Source organism: Pseudoalteromonas sp. PB2-1 (genome assembly GCF_045040605.1).
GTDB classification, from domain to species: Bacteria; Pseudomonadota; Gammaproteobacteria; order Enterobacterales; family Alteromonadaceae; genus Pseudoalteromonas; species Pseudoalteromonas arabiensis.
The window spans coordinates 2,306,672-2,322,909 of record NZ_CP090667.1; the positions used below are offsets into that span (position 1 = coordinate 2,306,672).

Genomic DNA, 16,238 nt, shown 5'->3' on the forward strand with positions numbered 1-16,238 from the left:
AGCACGCACCGTCACTGCGTGCTTTACACTCACCATGAATAAAGAAAAACGTTATGAGATCTTATCTCGTCTTCGTGAGCAAAATCCGCACCCAGAAACAGAGCTTGAATACTCAAGCCCATTTGAGTTATTAGTTGCTGTAACCTTATCAGCACAAGCAACGGATGTAGGTGTTAATAAAGCTACACGCAAACTGTTTCCTGTTGCTAATACGCCACAAGCGATTTTAGATTTAGGCCTTGAAGCCCTACGTGACTACATTAAAACGATTGGTTTATTTAACTCAAAAGCCAACAACGTTTATAAAATGTGTGAGATTCTGGTTAATAAGCATAACTCAGAAGTGCCCGAAAACCGTGAAGCCCTTGAAGCCCTCCCTGGTGTGGGTAGAAAAACAGCGAATGTCGTATTAAATACGGCCTTTGGCTGGCCGACAATTGCAGTCGACACTCATATTTTTCGCGTATCAAATCGCACAAAATTCGCCATGGGTAAAGATGTAGTTGCTGTAGAACAAAAGCTAGAAAAAGTGGTACCTAAAGAATTTAAAGTCGATGTGCACCACTGGTTAATTCTTCATGGTCGCTATGTGTGTACTGCTCGTAAACCTAAATGTGGCAGCTGTATTATTGAAGACTTGTGTGAGTTTAAAGAGAAAATGGAATAATTAAGTATTATTGCGGACCTGCATTAGCTAGTTAGGTGTAGTTGAACCTTCATTTGATGATGCAGAATTCTCACAATGAAAATATCGTTGGCTCTTTTTTTAAAAAAGATGTAGTGCTTTCGAAATATATACCGAGAATATCCGGGCTTGATATCGCTAACATCTTGAGCAAGGCTCGGCTCAGTAGACAAAGCCATTAGCGTTTCATGAATTCCGAGCAAATAGTTTTCTGCTTGAGAAACACCAAATTCAATTTCGGTGTACTGAAAAATACGCTCCAAGTCATGCTGAGCTTTATTAGATAGAGTATATTTAGCCATTCGCTTTAAGTTTTGTTTTTAGATTTGGATATAATATCTAAAACCGTTAACTTACTCTCACCACTTAGTTCACCCTCTACTAATGCCATTTTAATAGCATCTTTTTCACTCTGATTATGGCGGATCAAATCGCGGATATAATCACTTGCATTTGAGAATCGACCTGACTCAACTTGGGCATCAATCCATGAGCGCATTTCATCTGGAATAGAGATATTTAAAGTTGCCATAGTTAATTCCTATATATTTACAGTCATTAATTATGGCAGATATTGGCAAACATTGACAACAAATATGGTCGGTGAGCACCAATGATTAATCGTTTTTAGGCGCTATATGTGTAACATTCTTAACCTTTTCGATCACTCCATAAGCTCATTTTGCACATTGTGCCAAACACAAGACTTGGCACAATGTGCCTAGCCATTATCGTGGGTTTTGGCTCACCTGCTTTTTAATAAACTCTCGCGTATCATTTAACAGCGATACTCTTGCTGGTTCGTGAACATACATCATGTGACCGCCGTGATAATAGTGATAGTCAATTTTATCAGCGTATATACCGTGTCTGTTCAAGGTGTATTCTGCATCAAAAAATGGCGTGACAATATCGTAATACCCTGAGGCAACCATCACTTTCATTTGTGGATTGCTGCGAAGCACATAAGATAAATCTGGCGCTGTGTTGACGTATCTTGGCTCCCATCCTTGTCCATCAGGAGCAGTACGCCAGCGCCAGTTATCTGATAACTCAGGATCGCCTGGGTTTAAGTATTTTCTTTTCCACTGTATGTTTAAATCTGTGCGCATGTATTTCATCAGTGCCGCTTTATATGCTGGCCCTATCACTTTTGACGCATCTTGCTTAGGAGCCGCGGTTAAATCGTCTCGTTCATCAAGCTTATAACGTCCATCAAGAAAGCCGATGGCGACTCCCTCATCACGCAATAACTCTTTAGCGAATCTAAAGGCGTTAATGCGTAAATCAACCTGCTCAATATATTGTTTGCTTAACCCTGTATAACGGTGAAGACCGTCAACTATTCGCGTTCTGTCAGTGGTACTAAGCGCATTCCCCTTAAATAAGGCTGGTAATAATTCATCAACAGCAAATTGTCGGCTCGCATCAATAAAAGCTTCAAAATCTCCGGATGTGTCTACTTTTTTATGATACCAAGCAGTTGCAGCAAGTGTGGGTATGTACGTGATGTAAGATATGATGTTGTCGTCTACATAAGGGCTTGAACCTTGATAGTCTAAAGCTTGTGACACAAAAATAATGCCATTTACATTAATCAGGTGTTTATCCATCAGTACTTTAGAAACCGCTGCTGCTCGAGTTGTACCATAGCTCTCTCCCAATAAAAATATTGGCGCATTCCAGCGGTTTTCTTTTGTTAACCACTGGGCAATAAAATCAGCAATAGAGGCTGCATCTTGATTTAAGCCCCAAAAAGCTTTGCTTTCAGTGTCACCTAATGCGCGCGAGTAACCTGTACCAACAGGGTCCACAAACACCATATCAGTCACATCAAGTATCGTCTCTGACGCATCTTTTAATTCGTAAGGAGCCAACCGAGGATCCGTTGCATCGCTTGGTACAACCACTCGTTTAGGTCCATATGCGCCCATATGTAACCAATTAGACGATGAGCCGGGGCCACCATTCCAGATAAATGTAATCGGTCTGTTCTTGTTGTCGTCTGCGGCAATGTAATCAAATGAAAAGATAGCTGCTGTAGGCTCTTCGTTTTTGTTTAATAAATAGGTTTCACCGGCTACAGCTTTGTATTTCAGCTTTTTGCCATTAAAGGTGCCTTTATGCTGGGTAACGAATGCAGTCGCTTTGGGTGTCGACTTCTGACTGTTGTTTAATTTTGATATTTCATCTGCATTAACCGCGTTTGTACAAAACGCAAACAATGTAGAGATGACTACGGTTTTAAAATTGGCAAAATTCGCCATGTTTTATTCTCCTTCGCAGGCTTACCTTTATTTTTATCTGTACATGGCTTGAGTGGCTTTTACACTCACTCTTTACATGAGCTTTTTTTCGAGTAGGAAGTCATCCTACTATTTAGCAGAGTAAATGCCCTTTATTCACTCAGTGCTTTATTAACCTTTTACTTAAGCAATTACTTTTTCAGCAAGAACATGTAATTTCAACTGTCTGCGACTAACACGTAGAAAAAGCCTATAAGTATAGTTGTAGATTCTTATAACGCTTTTTTAAAGGGTCACTTTGTAAAACATTGCCCTAGCAAAAAAGCACAATCTGTATCTGAACAAAAAATATCAAAGTATTAATTTCACAAGCTCCAATCCTTTCGTTATGCTGTTGAGTAATGTGAAATTTTTATGAGAGTTGCTATGTTACCTTTACTTCGTATCTTGTTAATTGAGCAAGATCCTGCCACCTTGCAAGAGCTTTCAACGAACCTAGCAAAAACAATCCCTAATTTTGAGCGTAATGATGTAGATATCGACATTATTGAATGCACTGAGCTCAAGCAAGCGTTGAAATGTGTAGAGGAAGATGGCGATATTCAAGCTGTAGTACTTAGTTGGGATGTACTGAACAATGGCGAGTGCACCTATAGTCGCTTTATCGAGCAATTAAAAGGCATACGCCTTGAGCTGCCTGTCTATGTTATCGGTGACGATACGAAAGGCTTGGAGATAGTCAACGAGTCAGAAGAAATTGAATCTTTCTTTTTTAAAGACGAGGTCATTTCAGACCCTGAAGCAATCTTGGGCTATATGATCAATGACTTTGATGACCGTTCAGAAACTCCATTTTGGACCGCTTACCGTCGTTATGTCGGTGAATCGAACGATTCATGGCACACTCCTGGTCACAGTGGCGGCGCTAGCTTTAGAAACTCTCCGTATATTAAAGACTTTTATCAGTTTTATGGTCGTAATGTATTTGTTGGCGACCTATCAGTTTCTGTGGATTCGCTCGGTTCATTATCAGACAGCACCAATACAATAGGCCGCTCTCAAGAATCAGCAGCGGCGACTTTTGAAGTAAAACATACGTACTTTGTTACTAACGGCTCATCCACTTCAAATAAGATTATTTTGCAAACTTTGCTGCGTAAAGGCGATAAGGTGATTATCGACCGAAACTGCCATAAATCAGTACACTATGGCATTTTGCAATCGGCTAGTTTACCTATCTATTTGTCGAGTATTTTAAATCCTAAATATGGTATTTTCGCGCCCCCTTCATTGGCCGACATCAAACAAGCGATTGAACAAAACACCGATGCTAAATTATTGGTTTTAACTGGCTGTACCTACGATGGCCTACTTAGCGATTTAAAACAAGTGGTTGAATTTGCTCATCAGCACGGTATTAAAGTGTTTATCGACGAAGCGTGGTTTGCTTACTCGCTTTTCCATCCAAGTTTACGCCACTACTCGGCTATTAATGCGGGTGCAGATTATGTTACCCATTCGGCACATAAAGTGGTTTCTGCGTTCTCTCAGGCGTCTTATATTCATGTTAACGACCCTGATTTCGATGCCGATTTTTTCCGTGAGATCTACAGTATTTACGCCAGCACCTCTCCAAAATATCAACTCATTGCCTCGCTGGATGTATGCCAAAAACAATTAGAGATGGAAGGTTATAAATTACTGAATGCCCTGCTGAATCACGTTGCAGAATTTAAGCAGCAAATGGCTTCACTAAAACATATAAAAGTGCTCGATAAGCAAGATTTCATGGATATATTCCCACATTTTAGTGGCGATAACATGGGTCATGACCCACTGAAAATTCTCATTGATATTAGTGAGTTACCTTATTCACTAAAAGATATTCATAAATTCCTGTTAGATGAAATAGGCCTTGAAATAGAAAAGTACACGCACAGCACTATCTTAGTTTTACTGACTCTTGGCGGTACACGCTCAAAGATCATTCGTCTTTACAACGCGCTGAAGAAACTCGATAGCGGTAAAGTAAAACTCGCCACCTCAATGAGACGCGCTCGCTTACCAGAGAATCTGCCTGCTATAGACTTGGCCTGTATTCCAAGTGATGCGTTTTATGGCGAACGCGAATCTGTGCCTATTAGTAAAAGTAACAACCGCATTTGTGCCGGATTAGTGACGCCTTACCCTCCCGGTATCCCACTTTTAGTACCAGGGCAGCATATCACTAATGAACATATCGAATACCTTAAAGAGTTAGCGGGACAAGGTCTGACAATTCAAGGGAGCTTTGATGGCGAAATTTATGTGCTTAAAGGTAAAGTGAAGACCTAAGCTTATACTTCAATACCCCAGTGTTATGCAGCTCCCCTATTTATTGCTGCATAACATTTCCCCTAGCCATAGCAAAAGCATCGTTATTAATTTAACAGCGTGGACTCTACGCTTTATCTCAATGCTACTGTGTAAGCAATCAAAATAACTTATAATCCATTTTTAAGAGTTTTAATACGCAGCCTTACTGCGTTATTAGAATTGTGCGAATTTAAAGACAAGAAAGAGGATGCTTAAAATGCGCTTATTACACACAATGCTTCGCGTTGCTGATTTAGACAAATCAATTGAATTTTATACGCAGGTATTAGGTATGAAAGAACTGCGCCGTGCAGACAATGAAGAGTACCGCTACACCCTTGCTTTTGTCGGTTATGGTGACGAAAAAGATGCAACTGTGCTTGAGCTTACTTATAACTGGGATACTGACAGCTATGATCTAGGTAATGCATATGGCCATATTGCTATCGAGTTTGATGACATTTATAAAGCATGCGACGACATTAAAGCTGCTGGCGGTAATGTTAGCCGTGAGCCAGGCCCTGTAAAAGGCGGCACAACTGAAATTGCTTTTGTTAAAGACCCTGATGGCTATGCAATTGAGCTTATTCAGAAAAAAGACAATAACGCATTCTAATTGTAATGGCTATTTCTGCTGTTAATTTTGCTGAAATAGCCATTTTGCTAATGCTAGCTCCAATTCCTCAAAGTTAATTGGTTTAGCAATATGGTCACTGATCCCCATCGCAATGCTTTTATTTATATCCTCTTTCATTGCGTTCGCGCTGACAGCAATAATAGGTGTATTAAAACCCTTTTTATTTAGCAAAATCTTGCTGGCTGTTAAACCATCCATTACAGGCATTTGAATATCCATTAGGATTAAAGCGTACTCTTTATTTGATGCTTTATCGCACGCTACTTGTCCGTTATCCGCAAGTTCATATTTAAGCCCTAATTGTGCTAAATATTTTGTAATCACAATTTGGTTAATAGGGTTATCTTCTGCAATTAGGAGTGGCTGTTCTACCACAGAAAAATCGTTCCTTGACCTATCAGCCTTTTGCTCAACTTGCTGTATATTAAGGTCTTCTAAAACTGTTTCAAAATCGACTTGAATTGTAAAAATAGTGCCCTTACCAAGCTCACTATTAATGTTTATTTTCCCTTCCATTAAATCGATTAAACCTTTACTTATGGCCAGCCCAAGGCCAGTGCCGCCATATTCTCTGGTTATATTGCTCTGAGCTTGAACAAAGGGGTTAAATAACGCGTTAATTTTATCTTCAGCAATACCTATGCCGGTGTCTTTTACAGCAAATTCAACCCTTGTTTTTTCATTGCTTTGGTGAACCACATTAAGTGATAAAGTGATTTCTCCTTGCTTTGTGAATTTTACTGCATTGGAGAGTAAGTTGATCAGCACTTGTTTAACACGTATCTCATCACACTCAACGGTTAAAGTTTCAAGTTTATCGACATCAAGCCGGCATACGATCCCTTTAGCATCACAACTCGGTTTAAACAATAAAATAAGATCATTGCACAGAGCGACTAAATCACATTGGCGGTGCTCAAGCTCAATTTTATTGGCTTCAATTTTCGAGAAATCTAGAATGTCATTAATAACGGTTAGTAAAACATCACTGCAATTATTAATTTGCCTAACAAAGTCAGTTTGATCTTGGCTTAACTCACTTTTATTTAGTAACTGCAAAAACCCTACAATCCCATTCATTGGCGTTCTAATTTCATGGCTCATGTTTGCCAAAAACTGACTTTTAACTTGCTCTGAGTGCTCTGCCCTAATTTTCTCTAACTGCAATGACGTAATTTGTATATCAATAGTTTCGGCCATACTATTGAGGGAATCTGCAATATCTTTAAACTCTTGATAGTGAAAATTATTTTGAACTTGTTTGTAATTCCCTAATGCAAACTCCCGACTTATTGCTGCAATGCGATTTAATGGATTATGCAGTCGCAGAGTTAACCAACGAACTAGCAGAAATGAGATTATAAACAGCGTAATTATCAACCCTGCTGCCATCACAGCGGTTTGTTTGACCGCGGTTGTATAGGCTGACTCTGTTTCATTTATCTTAAAAAGTAAAGGGCTCAAGGCATTGTCAAATATCACACGATTAATAGTCGCTTCTGATGACAATTGAGCTTTATCTAAAGCATTTCCTAAGCTATATAAGACTTGCTCTTTTACCTTCAACTGAACTTGCTTACCCGTTTGATAAATAGGTTGTTCATTATGTTTTGCAAGCCACTTAACGGCCTCTGACAAAGGAATAAATGATACTAAGACACCTGTTTTTTTAATTGGCTCACTGAGTGAGTCTTGCTCATTTAACAGTGTTGAAGTAATCGCTAACAAGGCACTATGCTTTGTGTCTTGTTGAGTAAAAAGTTCATTAAGATGTATGTTATCCAAAACTTGAATCGTGTTTTGATTATCTAGAATTTGGCTGTTTTCTAAAATTTGTTTGGTCAGTGAATAATTAAGTGTTAGCGATGTTATTGGGTAACCTTCGACTATAAAGCCTTGATTATCTATCACAATCGCAGCACTTATTTGCGGGTTAGTATTAACAAACTCCTGTAACTGCATGAGTGCAAACTGTGAATAAACTACTTTGTCAGGTAATTCCGCAATTGCCTTTGTATTGCTAAGTACTTGGCTATTCTTTTCAAGTTTAAAAAATAATTGCTCTAAACTTGCTGCGTTATTTCTTGCTTGCCATTGCAAACTGGTGTTTGCTTGCTCGATTGAATTTAAATAGAAACGCCCTATCATCAAAGCAGCAAGTATGAGTAATGGGGTGATAACAAGTAGTAACACACTAAAAAACAGTGCCCGACTAAAACGAGGGTTTTTCATTGCACCCCATCATTTGCAATTGAACGTTCAGCAAGGCCTTGCATAAATTGCCCCGTTTGTTCAGCTGTTAACGCTCCGCTGCCAAAACGTGAAAAACCTTTATTAAGCACCTCCCAAACAATTATCATGGTTGCCGTTGAGGGCATAGGCTTTGTTTCTTTTAAAGCATCAACTAGCGTGCCAAATACAGTCCCTTGTTCGTTTTTAAGATGCTCTAACACCTCTATATTTACAGGTATATCACTAATTTCCTGCCAGATTAAGCGCTGAAAAGATGCTTCTTGAGCCAACTTGGCAAACTTACGTAAATTATCTTTATTTGGGCCATTAAGGCTATCGTTTGGAAAGGCAAGAACAAAGGTTGAATAGTAAGGTTGCATCACTCGCCCATTGAGAGAAGGCAAAGGTTGCACTGACAGATTTTCACCAAGTGCTTGCTGATAAGTGTTGAGTGCCCATGCTCCGTTAACAATAAACGCGGCTTTTTGTTGCTGAAATGCTTGATGAGAACACGCATAGTCACACTGACTATCAACAATGTCTCGCGCATTTAAACCCCAAACAAAACGTAGCGCATCATGCATAGAAGGTGTGTTAAGTTGAGCTTGGCCGTCAGCTATCAAATTACCTTCAAAAGCACTTAAAAATGGAATAAACCAATACATTTCCATGAAGCTCCACGTTATTAATTTTACGTGGCTTGGTAATGTAGGTTTCAATTTTTCAATATCTTGCCAATCGGTAACAGGGGATTTTATAAATTTAGAGTTATAAAAAAGTAGCAGGTGGTTACCTTGTATTATAGGAATGCCGATTAGCTTTCCTGACACCCTTGCTGTGTCTAAAGTTCGTTTATCTGTTGTCTCGGCGATTAAAGAAGCTGGGATCTCACTAAAGTTAGCATACTCACTAAGCCCTAGGTGATCTGCGGGTACAATAATAACATCAGTCATATTAGAAGTATGTGCATTTTGCACCAAGCGCACTTTTAACGCTTTTTGATCAACAAAAACCGAGTGAATTGTTAAACCACTTTGCTCTGCAAGCTTACCGAACAACTGACTGAAGTTTTCATGCTTCATTGTATGGGCTAGATTAATGGTTTTTGCATGACTATTAAATACTGCAAAAAATAACAATCCCCAAACTATTTGCTGCACGCTGAAATCTACTTAACAAAAGATAAAATTATCTTTAGTTAAGCACAATTGTTCAAAATTGCCTAGTTTAATCAAGGGTTTTCTTAAACCGGAAAGCGGCAACCGCTAAACCAAAAAACGTAAAAGCAGTTAGCCAAAGTAAATCGCTGCTCATACTCATTAAATTGACATCTTTTAACACTATTCCTCTGATTAACCTTAAATAGTGAGTTGCAGGTAAGCTCTCAGCAAGCCACTGCGCCACCTTTGGCATGCCTTCATAGGGAAATACAAAGCCCGACAATAAAATCGAGGGTAACAGAATGAAAATTGTCATTTGCATGGCTTGAAGCTGGTTTTTAGCGATGGTCGAAAGTACTAAGCCAAGCACTAAACTGGCACATATAAAAGCAAAGGTTGCGACAACCAATGCGACTAAACCACCTCCAAAAGGAATATGAAACAAGAGCTTACCCATGCCTAAAATAATAAATAACTGAATAAAACCAATGAAGATATAAGGAACCACTTTACCAATCATCAATTCCAGTGAGCTTAAAGGTAAGGTGATTAAGAGCTCCATATTACCTCGTTCTTGCTCTTTAACAATTGCAGCAGAGGTGAACATAATCATAGTCATGGTTAAAATGACAGCAGCTAAACCTGGCACAATATTCACCGCAGAGCGTTGCTCTGGGTTATAAAATAAGGTTGTCTCAAAGGTTGGGTAAGTTCTATTTGCAGGCTTATCGAGCAGCTCTGCAAGCGGCATATTGCGCAGCGATTTTATGCTCGACGCTACCATTGTATCTGAGCCATCAACTAACCAATGCGCAATTGGCCTTACTAACGACTCATTACTGCCATCAGGCAATCCAAAACCAACGGTTGGGTGCTGAGCAAGTCGGTTTGCTACATCGTGGGGTATAAACATCACAGCACGCACTTTCGAACTGGCGATTGCTGTTTGTGCTTGTTCTATACTATTGTAATAATCCGTCACTTTAACCACATTTGTCGCAGATACTGTTTGTACTAATATGCGACTTAGGGCAGTTTGGCTATGATCGACCACTGCAACAGGGATATCTTTAACGTTAGTGTTAATAGCATAGCCAAATAGAATTAGCTGGATAAGAGGGATCATCACCACCATCGCAAATGTCATTCGATCGCGGCGTAATTGTAATAATTCTTTGCTTACAATTGCTTTTATACGGCTTAATGAAGTCATAATATTCATTGTCTGCCCTGCCCTGTGCAGGTGACAAACACGTCTTCGAGGCTTGGGCGAATACGATTTACTTGCCATGTATCCTGACAAAATGATTGCTGTTTTATGAACTCAACGGGGTCTTGAATATCTTTTTTTACTAATACTCGCAATTGTGCACCTAACTGAGTGGCTGAAATAACATGGTCGATTGTTGCGAGCTGTTTTTTTAATTCTCTGGTTTGCGCCCCTGCTATTTCTACCACATGAGCGTGCATGTCTGTCATTAATTGCTTTGGCGAGCCATCCGCGCGTTTAATACCTGATTCTAAAATGGCTAAACGATGACAGCGCTCAGCTTCATCCATGTAATGAGTAGTGACTAATATCGTGGTACCGGCATTACTTAAATCAAACAGTGTTTCCCAAAAGTCACGGCGATTTTGTGGATCGACTGCCGATGTTGGTTCATCAAGAAATAAAATTTTCGGTTTATTAATCACTGCCGCAGCCAATGCTAAGCGCTGCCGTTGTCCCCCACTCATACTTCCGGCCATTTGATCTACTCTTTGATCAAGGCCATAGGTATGGAGTAATTCGTCAATTCTTTGTTGTTTTTGCTGCTTTTTAAACGGGTAAAGCGCCGCCATGAACTTTAGGTTTTCAAGTACGGTCAAGTCGCTATAAAGTGAAAACTTTTGCGTCATATAACCAAGTTGTGTCCTGAGCTTTTCAGCATCTTTTGGCAGACTCAAGCCAAGCACATTGATATCACCAGAGGTTGGCTTCAATAGCCCCGTAAGCATACGGATTGCGGTCGTTTTACCAGAGCCATTAGGGCCCAAAAAGCCATAAATTTGCCCTTGCTCAATGTCTAGATCAAGGTTATCAATCGCTTTTAAATCGCCAAATTGTTTTACCAAACCTTTGGCCTGGATCACCGATTCAGTCATGGCATAATCACTTGAGCAGGTACGCCTGTCGGCAAGTTACTTTCACTTGCGGGTAGTGTTACCTCTGCAAGATACATTAATCGTGCACGCTCTTCCTGATTAAGAGCATAAAAAGGCGTGAACGCCGGCTCTGTGGCAATCCAGGTCAGTTCACCCTGAATATCTTTATCTATGCCATCGACACGAACCGTAAGTGTCATGCCCTGATTGAGCTTGGCACGATATGGCTCTGGGATATACACGCGTGCGTAAGGTGCGCTGTTCGCTTGAATAATAACGACTGGGCTGCCTTTAGTAACTCGCTCACCTACGTGCCAAGGCAAATTATCGACTCTGCCAGCACGCATCGCTTTAACTGTCAGATCTGAGAGGTATTTTTGCTGTACTTTTAGTTCTGCTTCTGCCGCCTGAACTTGCGCTTTTGCACTATTAATATCTTCAACACGCGAGCCGTTTGTTAGCTCATTTAAGTTCTGCTTTGCTGATTCTAAATTAGCAAAAGTCTCATCTCGTGCAGCGATTGCACTGTCTAAGGTTTCTTGGCTTGCGAGTTTATCTTTAACTAAGGTTTTTGCACGGCGAAAATTAGCTTCACTTTGCGTATATGCAGCATTGGCTGCTGCTACTTTGGCTGATGCACCAGCAACTTCTTCGGGGCGAGCACCATTCAAGGTTTTTTCTAGAAATGCTGAGACTTGAGCTAGTTGTGCTTGCGCTTTGGCAACAATCGCTTGCTGAAGTTCGGCATCGAACTTTGCAATCACTTGCCCTTTTTCAACCAACTGACCTGCTGAAACAGGTAGATCGATCAGTATTTCGTTAGTCGTTGCAGGATGGATCACACGCTCACGCTCAAGCGTTCCTAGCGCTACTCCCTCATTTGAGTCTGAGCAAGCAGTAATGACTAAAGAAATTAGTATGAGTACAACACGTTTAGCTAACATTTTAATTTCCTTATGGTTAGCTGATGAGTTGCTAAATACTATAAAGTATTAAAATGATCAGTAAAAGTGATCAATAGGAATTAAAGTTTTAGAAATATATTGGGTCTATATCGCAAGGATATATGGAGAATAAGGAGTATTTATTTGAAAAAGATTTTTTCTACTTGAAATGAGATTACAAAAGATAATCTTGATAAAACGTTAACTTACTTAATGTAAGTGGCGTCCCCAAGGGGATTCGAACCCCTGTTACCGCCGTGAAAGGGCGGTGTCCTAGGCCTCTAGACGATGGGGACGCAGAAATTGGTTTGCAAATCACTGATTTGCTATTTCTGCGTAAGATGAGACCGAGCCTGCGAGGCGAATGGCCTTAGCTTAAACAGAAAGTTTCTGTGTCACTAGGACAACTGAATAGTTAGGCTCGATTCAGACGAGCTTCTAATAACACAGCACTTAAAGTAAGTGGCGTCCCCAAGGGGATTCGAACCCCTGTTACCGCCGTGAAAGGGCGGTGTCCTAGGCCTCTAGACGATGGGGACACAGAATGTGTCACTAGGACAACTGAATAGTTAGACTCGATTCAGACGAGCTTTTAATAACACAGCACTTAAAGTAAGTGGCGTCCCCAAGGGGATTCGAACCCCTGTTACCGCCGTGAAAGGGCGGTGTCCTAGGCCTCTAGACGATGGGGACGCAGAAATTGCTTTGCAAATCACTGATTTGCTATTCCTGCGTAAGATGAGACCGAGCCTGCGAGGCGAATGGCCTTAGCTTAAACAGAAAGTTTCTGTGTCACTAGGACAACTGAATAGTTAGACTCGATTCAGACGAGCTTTTAATAACACAACACTTTAGTAAGTGGCGTCCCCAAGAGATTCGTACTCTTGATAACGTCGTGTATAGATTGTGCGGTGTTCACCGCCCCACTACACATAACCTACTTAAATAAGTGGCGTCCCCAAGGGGATTCGAACCCCTGTTACCGCCGTGAAAGGGCGGTGTCCTAGGCCTCTAGACGATGGGGACGCAGAAATTGGTTTGCAAATCACTGATTTGCTATTTCTGCGTAAGATCAGACCAAGCCTGCGAGGCGAATGGCCTTAGCTTAAACAGAAAGTTTCTGTGTCACTAGGACAACTGAATAGTTAGACTCGATCCAGACGAGCTTTTAATAACACAACACTTTTAGTAAGTGGCGTCCCCAAGGGGATTCGAACCCCTGTTACCGCCGTGAAAGGGCGGTGTCCTAGGCCTCTAGACGATGGGGACACAAAATGTGTCACTAGGACAACTGAATAGTTAAACTCGATTCAGACGAGCTTTTAATAACACAGCACTTAAAGTAAGTGGCGTCCCCAAGGGGATTCGAACCCCTGTTACCGCCGTGAAAGGGCGGTGTCCTAGGCCTCTAGACGATGGGGACACATAATGTGTCACTAGGACATTAAATGATAGTTTGACTCATATCGGAGTTAAGGTTACTAAAATAACATGCAAGTACTCGAGACTAACATATTTATTTACTGGCAATTGCTCACTTACTTAGAGTAAGTGGCGTCCCCAAGGGGATTCGAACCCCTGTTACCGCCGTGAAAGGGCGGTGTCCTAGGCCTCTAGACGATGGGGACGCAGAAAACTGCAACCCTAGGACAAACACTATGCAAATCTGGTGGAGCTATGCGGGATCGAACCGCAGACCTCTTCGCTGCCAGCGAAGCGCTCTCCCAGCTGAGCTATAGCCCCGACTTGCATATACACTACCAATTAACCTTGGCTGTGTATCGCTGAGTGCGGGGCGCATTCTATGCAGCCCCCCAAATAAAGTCAACAGTTTTTTATCGATGTTTATTTAAATGATTTAAATTTCAACAAGCTGACTAAATAACAGTCCATCGAGAAGATATTTTAAACACTTTGACAAATATCGATACCTTTTCATGATCAATGCGTGAGTTTGCATTGTCGATGCTCTTACTCGTCAGTGTACGCAGTTATAAAAGGTATACATTTATATGCAAAATAAGATTAAGAAAATATAGCCGTTAAAATAGCACTCTGCCCTACTGGGCTGCTTAACACTTTTAATGCAGCCTAGATTATCTGGTTTCCGAGCCCCTACTATTTATTTGTAATTTGGGCAAACTAGCTATAACCGAGCGATCTTTTCATATATATAAAAAGTGAAATATAAAATTGAGCCTTTTATAGCTTACTTATCATCTAATAAATAACTAAAACTGTGCAATTGTTCATCAAAACACACACAAAGCCCATGTGATTGTTTATAAAAGCTGCACCTAACACATTTTTACTCATTCAAGTGTTGACACATTTACAACTCTATCTATAATAGCGCCCCACAACAACGCAGCAATGAGTTGTTTTAGATATGGGTCGTTAGCTCAGTTGGGAGAGCATCGCCCTTACAAGGCGAGGGTCACTGGTTCAAGTCCAGTACGACCCACCATTATTCACTAATGGTGTTCATATCTAAATTCTTAATGGGTCGTTAGCTCAGTTGGGAGAGCATCGCCCTTACAAGGCGAGGGTCACTGGTTCAAGTCCAGTACGACCCACCATTTACTTTCACTTTACAAAGAAAGTTTAGGTGGTCCTTTCATTAAGAAAATATGCTGTATGTAATATGGGTCGTTAGCTCAGTTGGGAGAGCATCGCCCTTACAAGGCGAGGGTCACTGGTTCAAGTCCAGTACGACCCACCATTTTAAAAATGGTGTTTCATATTACAAAAAATCTAAATGGGTCGTTAGCTCAGTTGGGAGAGCATCGCCCTTACAAGGCGAGGGTCACTGGTTCAAGTCCAGTACGACCCACCATTAAATATATTTAGTGGTGTTCTCATTTAGATTAATCTTCGCGGGTCGTTAGCTCAGTTGGGAGAGCATCGCCCTTACAAGGCGAGGGTCACTGGTTCAAGTCCAGTACGACCCACCATTTACTTTTTGAAGAAAAGAGCATCGCAACTCTTTACAACGGAAAGGCTCGGTGGTTAAGTTCAGTAAACCCCACCATTATCAAATAATGGAATGCGAAGAAAAAGATTATATGGGTCGTTAGCTCAGTTGGGAGAGCATCGCCCTTACAAGGCGAGGGTCACTGGTTCAAGTCCAGTACGACCCACCATTACTTTTTAAAGAAAAGAGCATCGCAACTCTTTACAACGAAAAGGCTCGGTGGTTAAGTTCAGTAAGACCAACCATTTAATCTTCAAAAATTTATATGTGGGTCGTTAGCTCAGTTGGGAGAGCATCGCCCTTACAAGGCGAGGGTCACTGGTTCAAGTCCAGTACGACCCACCACATATAACACTTCATTTAATACTTTCTTTTTTTATTTCTAAATTAAAAAAGCATCGCCACTCTTTACAAAGCACAGGCTCGATAGTTAAAGTCCAGTACGACCCACCACATATAACACTTCATTTAATACTTTCTTTTTTTATTTCTAAATTAAAAAAGCATCGCCACTCTTTACAAAGCACAGGCTCGATAGTTAAAGTCCAGTACGACCCACCACATATAACACTTCATTTAATACTTTCTTGTTTTGTTTCTAAATTAAAAAAGCATCGCCACTGTTTACAAAGCACAGGCTCGATGGTTTAAGTCCAGTAAGACCCACCACATATAAATACTTTCTTTAAAGACTTCATTTTTATCTCTAGCTTCAAAAGCATCGACACTCTTTACAAAGCACAGGCTCGATGGTTCGGCTCCAGTACGACCTAACACATATAAATATTTAACAGCTTTTCAATACCTGAAATTTAAATACTGAATTAAGCCATTATTTAGCATGAATTATCAGTCCTAAT

At 40.6% G+C, this 16,238-nt stretch carries 11 protein-coding genes and 15 tRNA genes; 10 read left to right on the forward strand and 16 right to left on the reverse strand.

Going from position 1 to position 16,238, the window contains the following annotated elements:
- Positions 1 to 34 precede the first annotated feature (34 nt).
- Positions 35 to 667, forward strand: a complete 633-nt coding sequence (gene nth / locus L0Z67_RS10755) for an endonuclease III (RefSeq protein ID WP_237114230.1) — start codon at positions 35 to 37, stop codon at positions 665 to 667.
- A gap of 23 nt (positions 668 to 690) precedes the next feature.
- Here nth and L0Z67_RS10760 read toward each other — a convergent pair whose 3' ends face one another.
- From L0Z67_RS10760 to L0Z67_RS10770, 3 genes are all read right to left on the reverse strand, one after another.
- Complete coding sequence (locus tag L0Z67_RS10760) at positions 691 to 987, reverse strand: type II toxin-antitoxin system RelE/ParE family toxin (protein WP_405128016.1); 297 nt, start codon at positions 985 to 987, stop codon at positions 691 to 693.
- 5 nt (positions 988 to 992) lie between these two features.
- On the reverse strand, positions 993 to 1,217 hold the full coding sequence (locus L0Z67_RS10765) for a type II toxin-antitoxin system ParD family antitoxin (protein ID WP_237114231.1): 225 nt from the start codon (positions 1,215 to 1,217) through the stop codon (positions 993 to 995).
- A 196-nt stretch (positions 1,218 to 1,413) separates the two neighbouring features.
- Positions 1,414 to 2,952 (reverse strand): S10 family peptidase, encoded by a 1,539-nt coding sequence (locus L0Z67_RS10770; RefSeq protein ID WP_405128017.1) that lies wholly within the window; start codon positions 2,950 to 2,952, stop codon positions 1,414 to 1,416.
- Between the two features lie 405 nt (positions 2,953 to 3,357).
- Here L0Z67_RS10770 and L0Z67_RS10775 point away from each other — a divergent pair, with 405 nt between their 5' ends.
- Together L0Z67_RS10775 and gloA are read left to right on the forward strand one after the other, a co-directional pair.
- Entirely contained in the window at positions 3,358 to 5,265 is a 1,908-nt protein-coding gene (locus L0Z67_RS10775) for an aminotransferase class V-fold PLP-dependent enzyme (RefSeq protein ID WP_405128018.1), read from the forward strand.
- A gap of 238 nt (positions 5,266 to 5,503) precedes the next feature.
- A complete protein-coding gene (gene gloA, locus L0Z67_RS10780; protein ID WP_062569974.1) occupies positions 5,504 to 5,902 on the forward strand; it encodes a lactoylglutathione lyase in 399 nt (132 codons plus the stop codon).
- A 21-nt stretch (positions 5,903 to 5,923) separates the two neighbouring features.
- On the opposite strand, the gene L0Z67_RS10785 is transcribed toward gloA, so the two are convergent.
- The 13 genes from L0Z67_RS10785 to L0Z67_RS10845 form a co-directional block, all read right to left on the reverse strand.
- On the reverse strand, positions 5,924 to 8,155 hold the full coding sequence (locus L0Z67_RS10785; RefSeq protein ID WP_062569973.1) for an ATP-binding protein: 2,232 nt from the start codon (positions 8,153 to 8,155) through the stop codon (positions 5,924 to 5,926).
- Positions 8,152 to 9,315, reverse strand: a complete 1,164-nt coding sequence (locus tag L0Z67_RS10790) for an extracellular solute-binding protein (protein WP_405128019.1) — start codon at positions 9,313 to 9,315, stop codon at positions 8,152 to 8,154. Before L0Z67_RS10790 ends, L0Z67_RS10785 begins: the two co-directional genes overlap by 4 nt.
- Before the next feature lie 67 nt (positions 9,316 to 9,382).
- On the reverse strand, positions 9,383 to 10,528 hold the full coding sequence (locus L0Z67_RS10795) for an ABC transporter permease (protein WP_405128724.1): 1,146 nt from the start codon (positions 10,526 to 10,528) through the stop codon (positions 9,383 to 9,385).
- A gap of 5 nt (positions 10,529 to 10,533) precedes the next feature.
- Positions 10,534 to 11,460, reverse strand: a complete 927-nt coding sequence (locus tag L0Z67_RS10800) for an ABC transporter ATP-binding protein (protein WP_405128020.1) — start codon at positions 11,458 to 11,460, stop codon at positions 10,534 to 10,536.
- Positions 11,457 to 12,404, reverse strand: coding sequence for an HlyD family secretion protein (locus L0Z67_RS10805; protein WP_405128021.1), 948 nt, complete (start codon positions 12,402 to 12,404; stop codon positions 11,457 to 11,459). The genes L0Z67_RS10800 and L0Z67_RS10805 overlap by 4 nt, the downstream gene beginning before the upstream one ends.
- Positions 12,405 to 12,624: 220 nt before the next feature.
- Positions 12,625 to 12,700 (reverse strand) — tRNA-Glu (locus L0Z67_RS10810).
- A 167-nt stretch (positions 12,701 to 12,867) separates the two neighbouring features.
- Positions 12,868 to 12,943: transfer RNA gene (locus tag L0Z67_RS10815), tRNA-Glu, on the reverse strand.
- Positions 12,944 to 13,021: 78 nt separating this feature from the next.
- Positions 13,022 to 13,097, reverse strand: a tRNA-Glu gene (locus L0Z67_RS10820).
- A gap of 257 nt (positions 13,098 to 13,354) precedes the next feature.
- A tRNA-Glu gene (locus L0Z67_RS10825) sits at positions 13,355 to 13,430 on the reverse strand.
- A 167-nt stretch (positions 13,431 to 13,597) separates the two neighbouring features.
- Positions 13,598 to 13,673 (reverse strand) — tRNA-Glu (locus L0Z67_RS10830).
- A 78-nt stretch (positions 13,674 to 13,751) separates the two neighbouring features.
- Positions 13,752 to 13,827 (reverse strand) — tRNA-Glu (locus tag L0Z67_RS10835).
- Positions 13,828 to 13,956: 129 nt separating this feature from the next.
- Positions 13,957 to 14,032: transfer RNA gene (locus L0Z67_RS10840), tRNA-Glu, on the reverse strand.
- Positions 14,033 to 14,071: 39 nt separating this feature from the next.
- A tRNA-Ala gene (locus L0Z67_RS10845) sits at positions 14,072 to 14,147 on the reverse strand.
- Positions 14,148 to 14,795: 648 nt separating this feature from the next.
- Between L0Z67_RS10845 and L0Z67_RS10850 the strand changes: the two genes are divergently transcribed.
- The 7 genes from L0Z67_RS10850 (at position 14,796) to L0Z67_RS10880 (ending at position 15,723) form a co-directional block, all read left to right on the forward strand.
- Positions 14,796 to 14,871, forward strand: a tRNA-Val gene (locus tag L0Z67_RS10850).
- Positions 14,872 to 14,907: 36 nt separating this feature from the next.
- Positions 14,908 to 14,983, forward strand: a tRNA-Val gene (locus L0Z67_RS10855).
- A gap of 67 nt (positions 14,984 to 15,050) precedes the next feature.
- A tRNA-Val gene (locus tag L0Z67_RS10860) sits at positions 15,051 to 15,126 on the forward strand.
- A gap of 38 nt (positions 15,127 to 15,164) precedes the next feature.
- Positions 15,165 to 15,240, forward strand: a tRNA-Val gene (locus tag L0Z67_RS10865).
- A 42-nt stretch (positions 15,241 to 15,282) separates the two neighbouring features.
- A tRNA-Val gene (locus L0Z67_RS10870) sits at positions 15,283 to 15,358 on the forward strand.
- A 113-nt stretch (positions 15,359 to 15,471) separates the two neighbouring features.
- Positions 15,472 to 15,547, forward strand: a tRNA-Val gene (locus tag L0Z67_RS10875).
- Between the two features lie 100 nt (positions 15,548 to 15,647).
- A tRNA-Val gene (locus tag L0Z67_RS10880) sits at positions 15,648 to 15,723 on the forward strand.
- Positions 15,724 to 16,238 lie beyond the last annotated feature (515 nt).

Coding starts and splice junctions, on each gene's coding strand:
- nth (WP_237114230.1), top strand. CDS start 35: ATGAATAAAGAAAAACGTTATGAGATCTTATCTCGTCTTCGTGAGCAA.
- L0Z67_RS10760 (WP_405128016.1), bottom strand. CDS start 987: ATGGCTAAATATACTCTATCTAATAAAGCTCAGCATGACTTGGAGCGT.
- L0Z67_RS10765 (WP_237114231.1), bottom strand. CDS start 1,217: ATGGCAACTTTAAATATCTCTATTCCAGATGAAATGCGCTCATGGATT.
- L0Z67_RS10770 (WP_405128017.1), bottom strand. CDS start 2,952: ATGGCGAATTTTGCCAATTTTAAAACCGTAGTCATCTCTACATTGTTT.
- L0Z67_RS10775 (WP_405128018.1), top strand. CDS start 3,358: ATGTTACCTTTACTTCGTATCTTGTTAATTGAGCAAGATCCTGCCACC.
- gloA (WP_062569974.1), top strand. CDS start 5,504: ATGCGCTTATTACACACAATGCTTCGCGTTGCTGATTTAGACAAATCA.
- L0Z67_RS10785 (WP_062569973.1), bottom strand. CDS start 8,155: ATGAAAAACCCTCGTTTTAGTCGGGCACTGTTTTTTAGTGTGTTACTA.
- L0Z67_RS10795 (WP_405128724.1), bottom strand. CDS start 10,528: ATGACTTCATTAAGCCGTATAAAAGCAATTGTAAGCAAAGAATTATTA.
- L0Z67_RS10800 (WP_405128020.1), bottom strand. CDS start 11,460: ATGACTGAATCGGTGATCCAGGCCAAAGGTTTGGTAAAACAATTTGGC.
- L0Z67_RS10805 (WP_405128021.1), bottom strand. CDS start 12,404: ATGTTAGCTAAACGTGTTGTACTCATACTAATTTCTTTAGTCATTACT.